This is a genomic window from Aliivibrio fischeri (assembly GCA_038993745.2).
In the GTDB taxonomy this organism is placed as follows: domain Bacteria; phylum Pseudomonadota; class Gammaproteobacteria; order Enterobacterales; family Vibrionaceae; genus Aliivibrio; species Aliivibrio fischeri_B.
Genome location: CP160629.1, coordinates 2,181,676 through 2,196,625 on the forward strand (window position 1 = coordinate 2,181,676; position 14,950 = coordinate 2,196,625).

The following is a 14,950-nucleotide window of genomic DNA, read 5'->3' on the forward strand; positions in this document are numbered from 1 at the left end:
TCTTCGTATTCTAGTTGTGTTGAGTTACTCAAATTGAGTTAAAAATAATTTATATAATCACGTTGACCGTGAAATGAAGGAACAGATCATGACAAAGATTTACGAAGATAATTCTCAAACTATTGGTAATACACCACTTGTTCGCCTAAACCGTGTAAGCAAAGGTAACGTTCTTGCAAAAGTAGAAGCTCGTAACCCTAGTTTTAGTGTTAAATGTCGTATTGGCGCAAACATGATTTGGGAAGCGGAAAAAGCTGGTACGCTAAAAGAAGGGATTGAACTAGTAGAGCCTACATCAGGTAATACAGGTATTGCTCTTGCTTTTGTTGCCGCAGCACGTGGTTATAAACTAACGCTAACGATGCCAGCCTCAATGAGCCTTGAGCGTCGTAAACTACTTAAAGCATTAGGCGCAAACCTTGTTTTGACTGAAGCGCCTAAAGGTATGGGTGGAGCTATTGCTAAGGCTGAAGAAATTGTTGCAAGCGACCCAAGTAAGTACCTACTTCTTCAACAATTTAACAACCCAGCAAACCCTGCTATTCATGAAAAAACAACAGGTCCAGAAATTTGGGAAGCGACTGAAGGCAATATTGATGTGTTCGTAGCCGGTGTAGGTACAGGTGGCACATTAACAGGTACAAGCCGTTACCTAAAGCACACTCAGAATAAAGCTGTTCTTTCTGTTGCTGTTGAACCAGCAGAGTCTCCAGTTATTGCTCAAGCGTTAGCTGGTGAGGAGATCAAACCTGCTCCACATAAGATCCAAGGTATTGGTGCTGGTTTCATCCCAGGTAACCTAGATCTAACACTAATTGACCGTGTTGAAGCAGTAACATCTGAAGATGCAATTGAAATGGCTCGTCGATTAATGGAAGAAGAAGGGATTCTTGCTGGTATTTCTTCTGGTGCAGCTGTAGTCGCAGCTAATCGCATTGCAGAACTACCTGAATTTGCTAATAAACAAATTGTTGTGGTGTTACCAAGCTCTGGTGAGCGTTACTTAAGTACAGCATTGTTTGCGGGTTTGTTTACTGAACAAGAAAATGAGCAATAAATTTGTAACATCTATGTGTTCAAATCAATTTTTTATCCAAAAAAGCCCCTTCTGGGGTTTTTTGTGTTGATTTCATTTCCCTCCTTAGTAATAATCAAGCCACTTTATTTTTAGGTGTAAAATAATTACACTCGAATACAAAGTAACAATTTTGAACTAGCTTAATATTACAAAATAAGAAAGAATGTATAAATTACTGTCGTTAACTAATTTCGTTGAAGATAGATTGTTTCTAGGTCTATGATGTGCGAAAGTACGTGCGCAAACCGAATTGGTTAACGACACTAATTTCAACATAAAATATAAATCGGGGTATACACAATGTATTCACAAGACGTAGTAATCACTGCAGAAAACGGCCTTCACACTCGTCCAGCGGCTCAGTTCGTTAAAGAAGCTAAAGGTTTTGATGCAAAAATCACTGTTACTTCTAACGGTAAAAGTGCAAGTGCTACTAGCCTTTTCAAACTACAAACTTTAGGTCTAACTAAAGGTACTAATGTAACTATCTCTGCTGAAGGCGCACAAGAGAAAGAAGCAGTAGACCACCTAGTTAAACTAATGGACGAGCTGCACTAATCAGCTTTTCTTTATTATTTTCATTCTCTAATTTGATCAATTTTAAGGTAAAGCTATGATTTCTGGCATTCTAGCATCTCCAGGTATTGCTTTTGGTAAAGCACTACTACTTCAGGAAGATGAAATTGTCCTAAACAAAACTCCAATCTCTGATTCTCAAGTAGAAACAGAAGTTCAACGTTTCTTTGATGCTCGTAATAAGTCTTCTGAGCAATTAGAAGCTATCAAAGCAAAAGCGCTAGCAACTTTCGGCGAAGAAAAAGAAGCTATTTTTGAGGGGCACATTATGCTTCTTGAAGATGAAGAGCTAGAAGAAGAAATCTTAGCCCTTATTAAAGATGATAAAATGGCTGCAGACTTTGCTATTCATTCTGTAATTGAAGAGCAAGCGTGTGCACTAGAGTCATTAGATGATGATTATCTAAAAGAGCGTGCTACAGATATCCGCGATATCGGTAGCCGCTTTGTTAAAAACGCACTAGGCATCAACATTGTTTCACTAAGTGATATCAATGAAGAAGTTATCCTAGTTGCTAACGACCTTACTCCTTCTGAAACAGCACAAATCAACCTAGACTATGTTCTTGGTTTTGCTTGTGACATTGGTGGTCGTACATCTCATACATCTATCATGGCGCGTTCTCTTGAGCTTCCTGCTATCGTTGGTACTAACGATATCACTAAGCAAGTGAAAAATGGCGACATGCTAATTCTTGATGCTGTTAACAACAAAATTGTTATCAACCCATCAGAAGCTGAACTAACTGAATCTAAAAAAATCCGCGACGACTTAGTTGCAGAAAAAGAAGAGTTAGCAAAACTTAAAGACCTACCAGCTATCACTCTAGATGGTCACCAAGTAGAAGTTTGCGGTAACATCGGTACAGTTAAAGACTGTGACGGTATCATCCGTAACGGTGGTGAAGGTGTTGGTCTGTATCGTACAGAATTTCTATTCATGGATCGTGATGCACTTCCTACTGAAGAAGAGCAATATGTTGCTTATAAAGAAGTAGCTGAAGCGATGCATGGTGAGCCAGTGATCATCCGTACAATGGATATCGGTGGTGATAAAGATCTACCATACATGGATCTTCCAGAAGAAATGAACCCATTCCTAGGCTGGCGTGCGGTTCGTATTAGCTTAGACCGTCGTGAAATCCTACGTGACCAATTACGTGGTATTCTACGTGCATCTGCACACGGTAAGCTACGCATCATGTTCCCAATGATCATTTCTGTTGAAGAAATCCGTGAACTGAAAAAGCTATTGAAGAGTACAAAGCAGAACTTCGTGCTGAAGGCCATGCATTTGACGAAAACATCGAAATCGGTGTTATGGTTGAAACTCCTGCTGCTGCAGCGATTGCACACCACCTAGCTAAAGAAGTGAGCTTCTTCTCTATCGGTACTAACGACTTAACGCAATACACTCTTGCTGTTGACCGTGGTAACGAAATGATTTCTCACCTATACAACCCACTATCTCCAGCGGTTCTGCTTGTAATCAAGCAAGTAATCGACGCTTCTCATAAAGAAGGCAAATGGACTGGTATGTGTGGTGAGCTAGCAGGTGATGAGCGTGCAAGCCTACTTCTTCTAGGTATGGGCTTAGATGAGTTCAGCATGAGCGGTATTTCAATTCCTCGCGTTAAGAAAATTGTTCGTAACGCAACGTTTGCAGATGTTAAGAAGATGGCTGATGAAGCACTTCAAATGCCTACTGCAGCAGAAATTGAAGCACATGTTGAAAAATTTATCGCAGAAAATACTAAGTAATAGTATAGTTGCAAAGAATTAAATATAGCCACTAAGTTTAGTGGCTATTTAATATAAACTTTAGGGAGCTACACAATGGGTCTGTTTGACAAAATTAAAAGCGCATTTTCTTCTGAAAGCGCTGACGCTGGTGCAATCGACATCATCGCACCTCTTTCTGGTGAAATTGTAAACATCGAAGATGTGCCAGACGTAGTGTTCGCTGAAAAAATCGTTGGTGACGGTATTGCTATCAAACCTGCTGGTAACAAAATGGTTGCTCCAGTAAACGGTACAATCGGTAAAATCTTTGAAACTAACCACGCTTTCTCTATCGAATCTAACGACGGCATCGAGCTTTTCGTTCACTTCGGTATTGATACAGTTGAACTTAAAGGCGAAGGCTTCACTCGCATCGCTGAAGAAGGTCAAGAAGTTAAAGCTGGTGACACTATCATCGAATTCGATCTAGCTGTTCTTGAAGAAAAAGCTAAATCAACGCTTACTCCAGTTGTTATCTCTAACATGGACGAAATCAAAGAGCTTACTAAGCTTTCTGGTGCTGTTACTGTTGGTGAATCTCCAGTTCTTAAAGTAACTAAGTAATCTTTAATAGATAACTTTAGTTAATTAAAGACAAAAAAAGGCCGCTGTTTTCTAAAGATAACAGCGGCCTTTTTGTATCTATTCGGCTAATAATAGTAAGCACCATTAACGTCAACAGTACTTACTTTAACCCATAATTTATTTAACAGTCAGCTCTGCAAACATTTCTTGTGATGGAGCAAAGAAATAGCCGCCAGTTACTGCATCTGTAAAACGTAATAGTTGATCAGTTTTTCCATCAACTTCTCCATACATGCTATCAAGCATTACTTGGAAATTATGAACCGTTTTACAGTAAGCAATAAACAGTAATCCATGGTCGCCAGAAACCGAACCGTAAGGCAAGCTGTGGCGTAAAATCTTCACTCCCTTACCGTTTTCCTTAATATCAACGCGACCTACGTGTGAGGCTGCTGGAACATCATCTAACTCGATTGAATCTGGTTTCGTACGGCCAATAACCTTTTCCTGTGCAGAAACAGACAAACGGTTCCATGCTGGTAATTTATGTACAAAGCGTTGGCACATCATATAACTACCGCCAGCAAACTCACCGTCAGCAATCAATGCAACTTCAGCGCGAGCTTCATTTTTTGGATTCTCTGTACCATCAACGAAATCCGTCATATCGCGTGAATCAAGGAAACGAAAGCCCGATACTTCTTCTTTAATTTCCACATGCTCAGAAATCACATTCATTAATTTACGTAAGATATAAAAATGTAAATCATGACGATTTGAGTGAAGGTGAATTAATACATCACCATGCGTTGCAGGGGCAATAATATCGCCTTTTCCTAATTGCTTAAATTTAGCCAATTCAGAAGGCATAGGTGCAGATAACGTTGACCAGAATTCAGCACCAAAAGAAACTGCGCTACTTAAGTTCGCGTCTGGCTGATTTTCATTTAATTCAATGATCAAAGCGGGAAGCGTTTGCAGCTGTTCCAATACAAGCTGAGGATTACTTTTAATATTTAATGTAACGTATAATGCAAATCGATCTGGTTCTGGCAGTAGAGCCGTTTGAGGAGTGTAAGACATGAACTCAGTTCCTTTCTATTTTGAATTAACTGAGTCCATTATATGCAATAAAACATAAGATTGTTTGATAAAAAATAAGAGTTTATGAAGAAATTACTTCCACTGAAAGCTTTACCGTTTCATTTACTGATGAATCAGAGACCATATATGACTCCTGATTATTTAACTTAGTAATAATCGTTGGTGCACACAGTGTTCTGATCTTACCTTCCCCCTCTTCTTCTGTTACTCGAAAAGCAATTTCTACATTTTCAGCATCAATGTTTTTTAGCTCAGCCCAAGCCTGCACTTGAGATTGCTTATCTATTGAATTGAAAACTAACGTTTCTTCACCTAAAACAAGAGAAGCTGATGAATTTGTTATGCGTTGTAAATCTGGTCGATTAATTTCAACGCCTAAATCCAATTGCCAATCCGCCATTGCTAGCGGGCTTAATAACGCACTAAATAATAATGCACCTGTTGATAGATCCATTGTCTGCCCCCTCTCATTAAGTCAGACTAAAGCATATCTTTACTCGTTTACTGCGACATAAAAATATAAGAAACCAGCTAAGAAGTAAGATAATCAATGCACTTCCTGGCTGAAACTCTCCTCGATTAACAATAACCGATTGAATTAACATTGAAAGGTCAATTAAAACCATCACAATAGTTAGCCACCGCCCTTGCTTCCAAAGAGTTAGCATAAAAGGCCGTGTGGGCTTTTTGAAACTGCTTAGCCACATATAAAACAATATAGGTAGACTTAAGCATAAACTCGTATACAAATGCGCATGGCTAGGATAAAACAAGGCTAATAAATCGGTGCCTTGTTCTCGACTCGCACCAGCCATAACAAAAACTACAACAGAACGAATTAAAATCGCCCATCCAAACCACAACCAAACAGGTGGCTTTAACCACCCATGTTCATCATATGCATCAAAAGAATACTGCATATTTCTACCTTAAAATTAACTAACAACTTTCTCAGTAGACTTGTTCAGCTTACTGAAATGTTTAAAAATAACGATTGGATAAAATTAAAACTTTGAGCTAGATACACCCCAAAGATCAAAATCTATATTGCCGTCACACTTTGTATCGTTTACCTTTCAGTAATGTGTGAATATAAACTCAAATAAGAATAGTTAAGAGCAAATATGACAAACTACAAAAAAACAAAAGATTCCGTATCAATCGAGTCTCAACAAGAAGCCATGAAGATAGCTAAAGCTACACAAAAACCAGCTCAAACAAAAGAGCAAACTAAATTGATTGCGCAGGGAATCGAAAAAGGCATTGCTCTTTATAAGAAACAACAGAAGGAAAAGGCAAGAGAAGCGGATAAACAAAAGAAAAAAACACAGCGAACCAAGCAAAATAACGTAAAACTATCCGATATAGAAGATAAACAAGCACAACAAGAATACATTAATAACGAATCAAACAAAGCGTTACCATGGATCTTACTAGCCGTCAGTTGGCCGCCTTCATTTATTATACGGTTTTAGGGTTTTAATCCCCAAATTTCAACATATAAAAAAAGAGATGGGGCTATTATTACCCATCTCTTTTATTTTTTTTGAGCCAGTTTCATAACTGAAACGATTACTCTTTATCTGATTTCAACGATAAAATCCAAATAGAAAGAACAGAAACAGCAGCAAAACCACCCAGAATAATCGCAGGCATTGCAGCATAACCTAAAGTATGCCAAATCACCGATTCTAATGTACTCATGCTATCTCCTTACCAACCTTCAATACCAGACATATCAGGCAGTTTATGTGCGATACCTTTATGACAATCTACACACGTTTTTTCACCTGATGCTAACGCCGTTGAGTGTTGTTTCGCACTACGTGGGCCTTGCTCTGAGAAATCCATATAATCAAACTCATGACAATTACGACATTCTTGAGAGTTGTTTTCTTTCATTCGATGCCATTCACGCTCAGCTAAATGCGCTCGACGCTCTTTAAACTTCTCTTCAGTATCAATCGTTTTTGTCACATAGTGAGCAAAGAGCTCTTTCGATGCCTGTACCTTACGTACAATCTTATCTGTCCAGTTATGTGGAACGTGACAATCAGAACAGATAGCACGTACACCTGAACGGTTTGAATAGTGAATTGTCTCTTGGATTTCTTTAACAATTGGTGCGTGACAACCAGAACAAAACTCTTCTGTGTTGGTTGCTTCCATACCTGTGTTAAATGCGCCCCAGAAAAGCAAGCCGCCCATAAAGCCCATAAATAGAACAATGCCTACTGCAGCTTTACTAGGAGACGAAAAACGCTTCCAAAATGCTTTTAATAATTTCATGTATAGCCTCTCTTAACTTTATTGGCTATCGACTAGCGCAATGAGTCCACACGTTCAAATTCGTTCTCTACTAGTGGTTTTGCATCCGCTTGAGGAACGTGACATTGTAGACAGAAGTAACGACGAGGAGATACATCAGAAAGCACTGCATCTTCACGGTTTACGTAATGAGTCACACTAATCTTAGTTGCTCCCATTTCTTTTGCATTTTTCCAACTATGACAAGACAAACACTTATTGGCATTCAACGATACTTCATAGTTACGAATCGTATGAGGAACCAAAGGTGGTTGATATACATAGTCACTATCTAAAGCGTGGTCACGTGGAAAACGCTTAAAATCATCCGCTGGACGTGTTGCTTCTAACTCTGAAGCGCCACGTAATGATTCAACACCACCAATGCCACCTGGATTATGCAGCTCAGAACCTTGTTCTGCTTCTGCTTGTACTGCGCCAGTGAACAATAGTCCTGCTGACATAAGCGCTATAATGAACTTTTTCATTCTAATTTCTCCGCCTTAAGGCAAACTCTAAAACAAGTCACTAGCCAGTAGACTAGCAACTCATCAATTTATTAATTAAGCAATTTTAGTGATTTTAACTGGACACTTCTTAAAGTCTGTCTGCTTAGATAGCGGATCAGTTGCGTCTAGAATCAACTTGTTAATTAAGATGCGAGCATCAAAGAATGGTACGAATACCAATCCTTCTGGCGGACGGTTACGGCCACGAGTTTCAACACGAACTCGTACTTCACCACGTTTGTTTGAGATTAGAACTTCATCTCCACGACGTAAATTACGTTTTTTCGCATCTGCTGGGTGGATATAACAAAGCGCATCAGGAACTGCTTTATACAACTCAGGAACACGACGAGTCATAGTACCTGTATGCCAGTGTTCAAGAACACGACCAGTACATAACCACATATCAAACTCATCATTTGGCACTTCAGGTGGCGCTTCATATGGTGCAGAGATAATTAAGGCCTTACCATCAGGTTTACCATAGAAATCCCAGTCTGATCCTTTCTTCGCATATGGATCTGAACCTTCTTTAAAGCGCCATAGCGTTTCTTTACCATCAACAACAGGCCAGCGTAAACCACGCACTGTGTGATAGGTATCGTACGGTGCTAAATCGTGTCCATGGCCACGACCGAAGCTTGCATATTCTTCAAACAGACCTTTTTGAACATAGAAGCCTTGAGCTTTAGCATCATCATTAAGCTCTTGCGCTTCTGATAATGGGAAGGCATCAACTTGACCATTTTTGAACAAAATGTCATACATTGTTTTACCACGGTATTCAGGCGCTTTTGCTACTAGCTCTTCGCCCCACACTTCTTCAACTTTGAAGCGTTTTGAGAACTCCATGATTTGCCATAAATCTGATTTTGCTTCGCCTTTTGCTTGTACTTGTTGATACCAAGCTTGAGTACGACGCTCTGCGTTACCATAAGCACCTTCTTTCTCTACCCACATTGCAGTTGGTAGAATCAAGTCAGCCGCTTGTGCAGTTGCTGTTGGATATGGGTCTGAACATACAATGAAGTTTTCAGGATTACGATAACCTGGTAGACGTTCAGTGTTAATATTTGGACCAGCTTGCATGTTGTTATTACACATAACCCAGTAAGCATTGATCTTGCCATCTTTTAGCATACGGTCTTGAACAACGGCATGAGCTCCAGGCTTACCATTTAGAGTACCTTCAGGTAGTTTCCAAATTTTCTCAGAGATAGCGCGGTGTTTAGGGTTAGCAACCACCATATCAGCAGGTAGACGATGCGAGAACGTACCAACTTCACGAGCAGTACCACACGCAGATGGTTGACCTGTAAGAGAGAATGGGCTGTTACCAGGTGTTGCGATCTTACCAGTAAGCAAGTGAATGTTATAAACAAGGCTGTTCATCCAAACACCACGAGTATGTTGGTTCATACCCATTGTCCATAAAGACATTACTTTTGTTTTTGGATCTGCATATTGTTTAGCTAGAGTAATCAGATCTTCTTCCGATACGCCTGACATTTCAGATGCTTTTTGTGCCGTATAAGGAGCTACTGATTTTTTATACTCTTCAAAGCTAATTGAAGACATTGCACCTGAGTTAGGGTTTGCCGCTTCCATTTGAAGAGGATCATCATCACGTAAACCGTAACCAATATCCGTCGTCGCTTGTTTGAAGTTCGTATGTTTATTAACGAAATCCCAGTTAACTGCATTATTTTGAATAATGTAGTTAGCAATGAAGTTAGCAATAGCAAGGTCAGATTGAGGTTCAAAAATATAGCCTTTATCTGCTAATTCAAATGAACGATGGTAGTACGTTGATAATACATTAACTTTTACATGAGGATGGCTTAAACGACGGTCTGAAATACGAGTCCATAATACTGGGTGCATTTCTGCCATGTTTGAACCCCACAGAACAAACGAGTCTGCGTTTTCAAAATCATCATAACACCCCATAGGCTCATCGATACCGAATGTACGCATAAATGCACCTACAGCAGATGCCATACAGTGACGAGCATTTGGATCAATGTTGTTTGAACGGAAACCCGCTTTCATCAGCTTAACCGCTGCATAGCCTTCCATTACAGTCCACTGACCAGAACCAAACATACCAACACCTGTTGGACCATGTTTTTTCAGAGCCGCTTTCCACTTTTCAGCCATGGTATCTAGAGCAACATCCCAAGATACAGGAGCAAAGTCACCATCTTTGTTATATTGGCCGTCTTTCATACGCAACATTGGCGTTTGAACACGATCTTTACCATACATAATCTTAGAAAGGAAATAACCTTTAATACAGTTAAGACCTTTGTTTACAGGTGCTTCAGGATCACCTTGAGTCGCGACTACGCGACCATTTTGAGTACCAACAAGTACTGAACAACCTGTACCACAAAAACGACAAGGCGCTTTATCCCATTTAATTTTTGTTTGGTCAGAACTAACGATTAAATTTGTTGCTGAAGCAGGTAGCGTAACCCCTGCAACAGCTGCAGCCGAAGCTGCTGCGTTTGCTTTAACAAACGCACGTCTTGTCATTTTCATGATTCATCCTCACATTGCGAATCAAAGTGCTCGATTTGGTGAAATACTAAAGCGACATTTAGTACATCTTCGAAGTCATTTATTTTATCGATTGAATCGGTGATATATCCTTGGTTTTCAGTTTCAAGAACAACAATAATCTTGCCCTCTTCACTTTCTCCATATATTTCCGTATTCGGCAGTGCTAATATTTTTTCTTTTGTTATTTCAAGTGACTCAGGTCTTACATGAACCACTAAGCTTGAAATATGAACTTCATTTTCAGGCAAATTCTCTAACATGATGTGCTATCTTCCAGTGTCATGCTGATAGCAGATGTAGGGCAAACAGCAACACAGCCACCACATCCATTACAGGCATCAAAATTAATTTTAGGTTGAGCTACGCTGCCCAACTGAAGTTGAAAGCGAATGGCTTGTGTTTCACACATATCGCTACAACTTCGACATTCCACAGATTTTTTCGCTAAACAGTTTTCATTTATAGATATTTTATGAGAGAAAACAGGCTCAGCCGTTAAATCAAATAAAGCTTCAGGGCAGCTATTTGCACAGCCTTCACAAAAAGTACATTCACCTTTTGTAAAATCGACGATAGGAAACCCACCATCCCCTTTAACAATAATATTTTCTTCGCATGCATTAATGCACTTTTCACATCGAGTACACTTTGACGTAAAAACTGATTCATTTTCTACCCAAGGCAATCGCTGTTGTGTTAACGGATTTATTTTTTTTTGAGAAGATAAACGGCGAAAAAATCCTCGCTTAGAATGGTCAATTGCATTATCTTGACTCATCTATTCATAACCTCAGTTATTCATTAACATTTTTATATGTTGAATTTTAAATTTTGTCATATTTATTGATATACCCCATAATGGTTAAACATAGGGGAATTTTGTTTTAGATCAATTTTTAAAATAAATAAAAACAACAAAATAGATCCCATTTGCTTCTTTTAATCATAGGTCACAATTAACAATTATGAAACACACAAAGACCTCAATTTTAACAAAAACCATAGCCCAAGTGATGTTGTTGATTGTTATGATCTCTATAATTACAACGAGCTTAGCTTTAATCACACTTTCCTCTAGCTTAAAAGATGCAGAAGCGGTCAATATTGCTGGTTCATTACGTATGCAAAGCTATCGTTTAGCTTATGATATTGAAACAAACTCCCCTGCTCTCATTGAACACTTAGATAAATTTTCACAATCAATAGAGTCGCCTTCATTTAAATCATTAGACCAATGGTTTGTACCTGATGATATTGAAGATTATTACGAAGATATCCGACTACAATGGCTTTCCTTACAACCATCATTATTAAGCGACAACAAACAAATCTATTTAAACAAAGTCTCTCTTTTCGTTGATGAAATTGATCATTTTGTTTTTCGTTTACAAGAGTTCTCAGAAAGAAAGCTTCAATTACTTTCTCTTATTGGTGCTCTTGGCTTATCACTGATTGTCTTCTCAAGTATTTTCATTATTTTTTTCACTCAAAGAAAAATCGTGAGCCCATTACATCACCTAGTTGCGGCAAGCCACGCTATGACAAAAGGAAACTATTCAGTTCAAGTGGATTTAAATAGTGATAATGAATTAGGCCAGCTAGGAAATGCATTTAATCACATGACAAGACAAGTCGATTTAAGCTACCGAGAATTAGAAAATCGAGTTGAAGATAAAACCAAGAAACTCAGCCAAGCCAATCGTTCATTAATGATCTTGTATCAATGCTCTCAACAACTATCAGCATCACAACTGGATGAACAAGCGTTTAAAAACATCCTTGATACTTTTACGAATATTGAAGGGGTTATCAGTGCACGCCTGATTGTTGAAGAAGAATCCGGTGGCGATTGGGAGATAACAAGCGGTGAGCCTGACGAGTCCCCATGGAGCCTTCAGGAGTTATGTATTGATGGCGAACAATTAGGATACTTATTATGGCAAGTATCATTGCCTTGCCCTGATCAGAAATTAATCATCAATATCTCAAATATTCTGGCGCGTGGTATTTTCTATAACCAAGCACAAAAACAAACACACCAACTCATTTTATTAGAAGAGCGCTCAACAATAGCTCGTGAGCTTCATGATTCTTTAGCTCAGTCGCTTTCCTATTTGAAAATTCAAACAACACTATTAAAACGACAATTAGAAAAGTGTGATTGTATAAATACAAGTACTACACTAGTAGAATTAGATGAAGGTCTTAAAAGTGCATATAGTCAATTACGAGGACTATTAAATACATTTAGATTAACCATTAATAAAGCTCACTTTGGTGAGGCCTTACAAGAAATCATGACAACCTTAGCCTCACAAACTAAGATAAATATTCATTTAAATAACGAACTTCCTTCTTTGCCTATAAATGCTCAACAACATGTTCATTTACTACAATTGATAAGAGAAGCGACATTAAATGCCATCAAACACTCAAAAGCTGATAATATTATCATTACGTGTTTTCAAGAAGGTGAGCAAGGCTGCATTAACATTGAAGACGATGGAGTAGGATTTGACCCTACAGAAGAAAAAATAAATCATTATGGGTTAAGGATCATGCAAGAACGTGCAAACTGCGTTCATGGTAAGCTATCCATAACTTCAGAAATAGACAACGGTTGTACAGTGAACGTTATGTTTCCACTAAACCAATAAAATAATAGAGGTAAAAAATTATGTGGAATGTCGTTATCGTTGATGATCATCCGTTAATGCGTCGTGGTATTGGTCAACTTCTTTCTTTTGATGAAGAATTCACACTGACTGGCGAAGCAAGTAATGGTACTGATGCCGTTGCTCTGATTTCACAAGATGAACCAGACCTTGTTCTTCTTGATCTAAATATGAAAGGCATGTCAGGTTTAGATACGTTGCATGCGCTAAGAAATGAAGGGGTAACTTGCCCTATTGTCATTTTAACCGTGTCAGATAATAAACAGGACATCAAAACATTAATTAAAGCTGGGGCAGATGGTTATCTACTAAAAGACAGCGAACCAGATGAACTAATCGCATTATTAAAAGAAGCGATGAAAGGCGGCAAAGCCTACTCTGAACAAGTTAAAACCTGTTTAGAAGAAGACGCTCAAGGCGACGACAAATTATCTCAACTAACCGCTCGTGAATTAGAAATTTTGCAACATGTAGCAAAAGGAATGAGAAACAAGCAAGTTGCGGATAAACTTTTTATCTCTGAAGCGACTGTAAAAGTCCACATGAAGAGTTTGCTGAAAAAATTAAATGTAAAATCCCGTGTTGCAGCAACACTACTCTACTTAGATTCGTGATATGAAAAAAACGTTTTATTCACTCTTATTTCTATTGGTACTAAATGGTTGTGCATTAACAACAGAACCAATGACTCCTGAATCAAGTGCTATCAACTTATATTATAATGATAGTGCTGTACAGGGCTGCCAAGAGGTTGGCACTGTGACAGGAAGTGAGGGTCATTGGTATACCTTCTTCTTTATTACGAATAAAGATCTAACCATTGGCGCAATTAACGACATTAAAAATGAAGCTCAAGCTTTAGGGGCAAACAGCATAGTAGTTCACACACCGACACCCTTTAATACATCAGTAACTATGTTTGGCTCTGCTTATATTTGCCCTTAATAACTCTTAACCTTAAAAGCTCTTAACTCGGGTTAATTAATCACTTCATTTTATAAACAAAAAACGCCAACTTTTAAGTTGGCGTTTTATTTTATCTGCACATTAAAGAAGCACATATTCTTAATGATGCAATGTTGATGCAATTTCATCTTCTCGAGAACATACCCACTCAGGATCATAAGGCCCCAATCTGAAAGACGGTAATAACCATCGTTATGACGACGACCATCTTGAATAAACATCAATTCAATCCCAATACCAGGTAAAGCTTTCAATACATCTTGAATAGTACGACGAGGCCAACCAGTTAACTCTACAAGCTTAGGAACATTCGGCCTTTCTATATTATGTACCAACAACGCCAAATATAAGCGTCTGGCAAACACTGGATTCAACTCCATTGATACCTCCTGAATTAATAAGAGTAATTATTAATCATTCAATAAAAATGATGTTGAGATTGATCAACTAATTACGAAAATAATCTCATATTTATGTAAACGGGTCATAAAATCGTATTTTTTGTAATTAATTTTCACAATAAGCTCAGCGATATTCTCTAAAGCATTATCCAATATTAACCGTACCACCACCTTTTAGTGTGCCACCACACCCAATAGCATCGCCATCTCTTGCTGCAGGCTTTCCATCAATAAATACAGAGCTTGAACCTGCAGAAATGGATCTTGGATGAGGTGGATGTTTCGGTTTAGAGTGAGGTGCAAGAGGATCTCCTTGTTTTGCCGCTGGAACTCCATCCACTTTTACTGTCCCAGAACCTGCTAAAACTGGAGTTGGATGAAAACCGTCATGATCACTACCAATATCCCCACTTTCACTGCATTTCCCATATAGTCTCCTTTCAATATTGGGATGAATCAGAA

The 14,950-nt window shown here is 38.5% G+C and carries 17 protein-coding genes and 2 pseudogenes; 8 read left to right on the plus strand and 11 right to left on the minus strand.

Annotated elements, in window-relative coordinates; genetic code table 11:
- Positions 1 to 88 precede the first annotated feature (88 nt).
- From cysK to crr, 4 genes and pseudogenes are all read left to right on the plus strand, one after another.
- Positions 89 to 1,057: a cysteine synthase A gene (gene cysK, locus AAFX60_010545; protein ID XDF77145.1), complete on the plus strand. Its 969-nt coding sequence runs from the start codon at positions 89 to 91 to the stop codon at positions 1,055 to 1,057.
- Between the two features lie 321 nt (positions 1,058 to 1,378).
- Positions 1,379 to 1,636 (plus strand): phosphocarrier protein Hpr, encoded by a 258-nt coding sequence (ptsH, locus tag AAFX60_010550; protein ID XDF77146.1) that lies wholly within the window; start codon positions 1,379 to 1,381, stop codon positions 1,634 to 1,636.
- A gap of 55 nt (positions 1,637 to 1,691) precedes the next feature.
- Positions 1,692 to 3,415 (plus strand): annotated as a pseudogene (gene ptsI, locus AAFX60_010555) (phosphoenolpyruvate-protein phosphotransferase PtsI).
- A gap of 75 nt (positions 3,416 to 3,490) precedes the next feature.
- A complete protein-coding gene (gene crr, locus AAFX60_010560; protein ID XDF77147.1) occupies positions 3,491 to 4,000 on the plus strand; it encodes a PTS glucose transporter subunit IIA in 510 nt (169 codons plus the stop codon).
- A 138-nt stretch (positions 4,001 to 4,138) separates the two neighbouring features.
- Here the strand turns inward: crr and AAFX60_010565 are convergent, their stop codons facing one another.
- From AAFX60_010565 to AAFX60_010575, 3 genes are all read right to left on the minus strand, one after another.
- Positions 4,139 to 5,044, minus strand: a complete 906-nt coding sequence (locus tag AAFX60_010565; GenBank protein XDF77148.1) for a Dyp-type peroxidase — start codon at positions 5,042 to 5,044, stop codon at positions 4,139 to 4,141.
- A gap of 82 nt (positions 5,045 to 5,126) precedes the next feature.
- Positions 5,127 to 5,519, minus strand: a complete 393-nt coding sequence (locus AAFX60_010570) for a hypothetical protein (protein XDF77149.1) — start codon at positions 5,517 to 5,519, stop codon at positions 5,127 to 5,129.
- A 16-nt stretch (positions 5,520 to 5,535) separates the two neighbouring features.
- A complete protein-coding gene (locus tag AAFX60_010575; GenBank protein XDF77150.1) occupies positions 5,536 to 5,985 on the minus strand; it encodes a DUF2919 domain-containing protein in 450 nt (149 codons plus the stop codon).
- 204 nt (positions 5,986 to 6,189) lie between these two features.
- On the opposite strand from AAFX60_010575, the gene AAFX60_010580 reads away from it, so the two are divergent.
- Entirely contained in the window at positions 6,190 to 6,540 is a 351-nt protein-coding gene (locus tag AAFX60_010580) for a DUF2956 domain-containing protein (GenBank protein ID XDF77151.1), read from the plus strand.
- Positions 6,541 to 6,637: 97 nt separating this feature from the next.
- On the opposite strand, the gene AAFX60_010585 is transcribed toward AAFX60_010580, so the two are convergent.
- The 6 genes from AAFX60_010585 to napF form a co-directional block, all read right to left on the minus strand.
- Positions 6,638 to 6,769 carry a TIGR02808 family protein gene (locus AAFX60_010585; GenBank protein XDF77152.1) on the minus strand — a complete coding sequence of 44 codons (132 nt, stop codon included), beginning with the start codon at positions 6,767 to 6,769 and terminating at the stop codon, positions 6,638 to 6,640.
- Between the two features lie 9 nt (positions 6,770 to 6,778).
- Positions 6,779 to 7,354: a NapC/NirT family cytochrome c gene (locus AAFX60_010590; protein XDF77153.1), complete on the minus strand. Its 576-nt coding sequence runs from the start codon at positions 7,352 to 7,354 to the stop codon at positions 6,779 to 6,781.
- 32 nt (positions 7,355 to 7,386) lie between these two features.
- Complete coding sequence (locus AAFX60_010595) at positions 7,387 to 7,860, minus strand: nitrate reductase cytochrome c-type subunit (protein ID XDF77154.1); 474 nt, start codon at positions 7,858 to 7,860, stop codon at positions 7,387 to 7,389.
- A 75-nt stretch (positions 7,861 to 7,935) separates the two neighbouring features.
- Entirely contained in the window at positions 7,936 to 10,425 is a 2,490-nt protein-coding gene (gene napA, locus AAFX60_010600) for a periplasmic nitrate reductase subunit alpha (protein XDF77155.1), read from the minus strand.
- On the minus strand, positions 10,422 to 10,706 hold the full coding sequence (locus AAFX60_010605) for a chaperone NapD (GenBank protein ID XDF77156.1): 285 nt from the start codon (positions 10,704 to 10,706) through the stop codon (positions 10,422 to 10,424). The genes napA and AAFX60_010605 overlap by 4 nt, the downstream gene beginning before the upstream one ends.
- Positions 10,700 to 11,224 carry a ferredoxin-type protein NapF gene (napF, locus tag AAFX60_010610; protein XDF77157.1) on the minus strand — a complete coding sequence of 175 codons (525 nt, stop codon included), beginning with the start codon at positions 11,222 to 11,224 and terminating at the stop codon, positions 10,700 to 10,702. The genes AAFX60_010605 and napF overlap by 7 nt, the downstream gene beginning before the upstream one ends.
- Positions 11,225 to 11,411: 187 nt before the next feature.
- Here napF and narQ point away from each other — a divergent pair, with 187 nt between their 5' ends.
- From narQ to AAFX60_010625, 3 genes are read left to right on the plus strand one after another with little or no spacing between them, the layout of a single operon-like run.
- The gene (gene narQ, locus AAFX60_010615; GenBank protein ID XDF77158.1) at positions 11,412 to 13,103 is read left to right on the plus strand and encodes a nitrate/nitrite two-component system sensor histidine kinase NarQ; all 1,692 of its coding nucleotides are present in this window, start codon (positions 11,412 to 11,414) and stop codon (positions 13,101 to 13,103) included.
- Between the two features lie 20 nt (positions 13,104 to 13,123).
- On the plus strand, positions 13,124 to 13,735 hold the full coding sequence (locus AAFX60_010620) for a response regulator (GenBank protein XDF77159.1): 612 nt from the start codon (positions 13,124 to 13,126) through the stop codon (positions 13,733 to 13,735).
- A gap of 1 nt (position 13,736) precedes the next feature.
- A complete protein-coding gene (locus AAFX60_010625) occupies positions 13,737 to 14,066 on the plus strand; it encodes a DUF4156 domain-containing protein (GenBank protein XDF77160.1) in 330 nt (109 codons plus the stop codon).
- A gap of 120 nt (positions 14,067 to 14,186) precedes the next feature.
- On the opposite strand, the pseudogene AAFX60_010630 reads toward AAFX60_010625, so the two are convergent.
- Both AAFX60_010630 and AAFX60_010635 read right to left on the minus strand, forming a co-directional pair.
- Positions 14,187 to 14,467 (minus strand): annotated as a pseudogene (locus AAFX60_010630) (winged helix-turn-helix domain-containing protein).
- A 166-nt stretch (positions 14,468 to 14,633) separates the two neighbouring features.
- The gene (locus AAFX60_010635) at positions 14,634 to 14,933 is read right to left on the minus strand and encodes a type VI secretion system PAAR protein (protein XDF78925.1); all 300 of its coding nucleotides are present in this window, start codon (positions 14,931 to 14,933) and stop codon (positions 14,634 to 14,636) included.
- Between the last annotated feature and the right edge of the window lie 17 nt (positions 14,934 to 14,950).

Coding starts and splice junctions, on each gene's coding strand:
- cysK (XDF77145.1), top strand. CDS start 89: ATGACAAAGATTTACGAAGATAATTCTCAAACTATTGGTAATACACCA.
- ptsH (XDF77146.1), top strand. CDS start 1,379: ATGTATTCACAAGACGTAGTAATCACTGCAGAAAACGGCCTTCACACT.
- crr (XDF77147.1), top strand. CDS start 3,491: ATGGGTCTGTTTGACAAAATTAAAAGCGCATTTTCTTCTGAAAGCGCT.
- AAFX60_010565 (XDF77148.1), bottom strand. CDS start 5,044: ATGTCTTACACTCCTCAAACGGCTCTACTGCCAGAACCAGATCGATTT.
- AAFX60_010570 (XDF77149.1), bottom strand. CDS start 5,519: ATGGATCTATCAACAGGTGCATTATTATTTAGTGCGTTATTAAGCCCG.
- AAFX60_010575 (XDF77150.1), bottom strand. CDS start 5,985: ATGCAGTATTCTTTTGATGCATATGATGAACATGGGTGGTTAAAGCCA.
- AAFX60_010580 (XDF77151.1), top strand. CDS start 6,190: ATGACAAACTACAAAAAAACAAAAGATTCCGTATCAATCGAGTCTCAA.
- AAFX60_010585 (XDF77152.1), bottom strand. CDS start 6,769: ATGAGTACATTAGAATCGGTGATTTGGCATACTTTAGGTTATGCTGCA.
- AAFX60_010590 (XDF77153.1), bottom strand. CDS start 7,354: ATGAAATTATTAAAAGCATTTTGGAAGCGTTTTTCGTCTCCTAGTAAA.
- AAFX60_010595 (XDF77154.1), bottom strand. CDS start 7,860: ATGAAAAAGTTCATTATAGCGCTTATGTCAGCAGGACTATTGTTCACT.
- napA (XDF77155.1), bottom strand. CDS start 10,425: ATGAAAATGACAAGACGTGCGTTTGTTAAAGCAAACGCAGCAGCTTCG.
- AAFX60_010605 (XDF77156.1), bottom strand. CDS start 10,706: ATGTTAGAGAATTTGCCTGAAAATGAAGTTCATATTTCAAGCTTAGTG.
- napF (XDF77157.1), bottom strand. CDS start 11,224: ATGAGTCAAGATAATGCAATTGACCATTCTAAGCGAGGATTTTTTCGC.
- narQ (XDF77158.1), top strand. CDS start 11,412: ATGAAACACACAAAGACCTCAATTTTAACAAAAACCATAGCCCAAGTG.
- AAFX60_010620 (XDF77159.1), top strand. CDS start 13,124: ATGTGGAATGTCGTTATCGTTGATGATCATCCGTTAATGCGTCGTGGT.
- AAFX60_010625 (XDF77160.1), top strand. CDS start 13,737: ATGAAAAAAACGTTTTATTCACTCTTATTTCTATTGGTACTAAATGGT.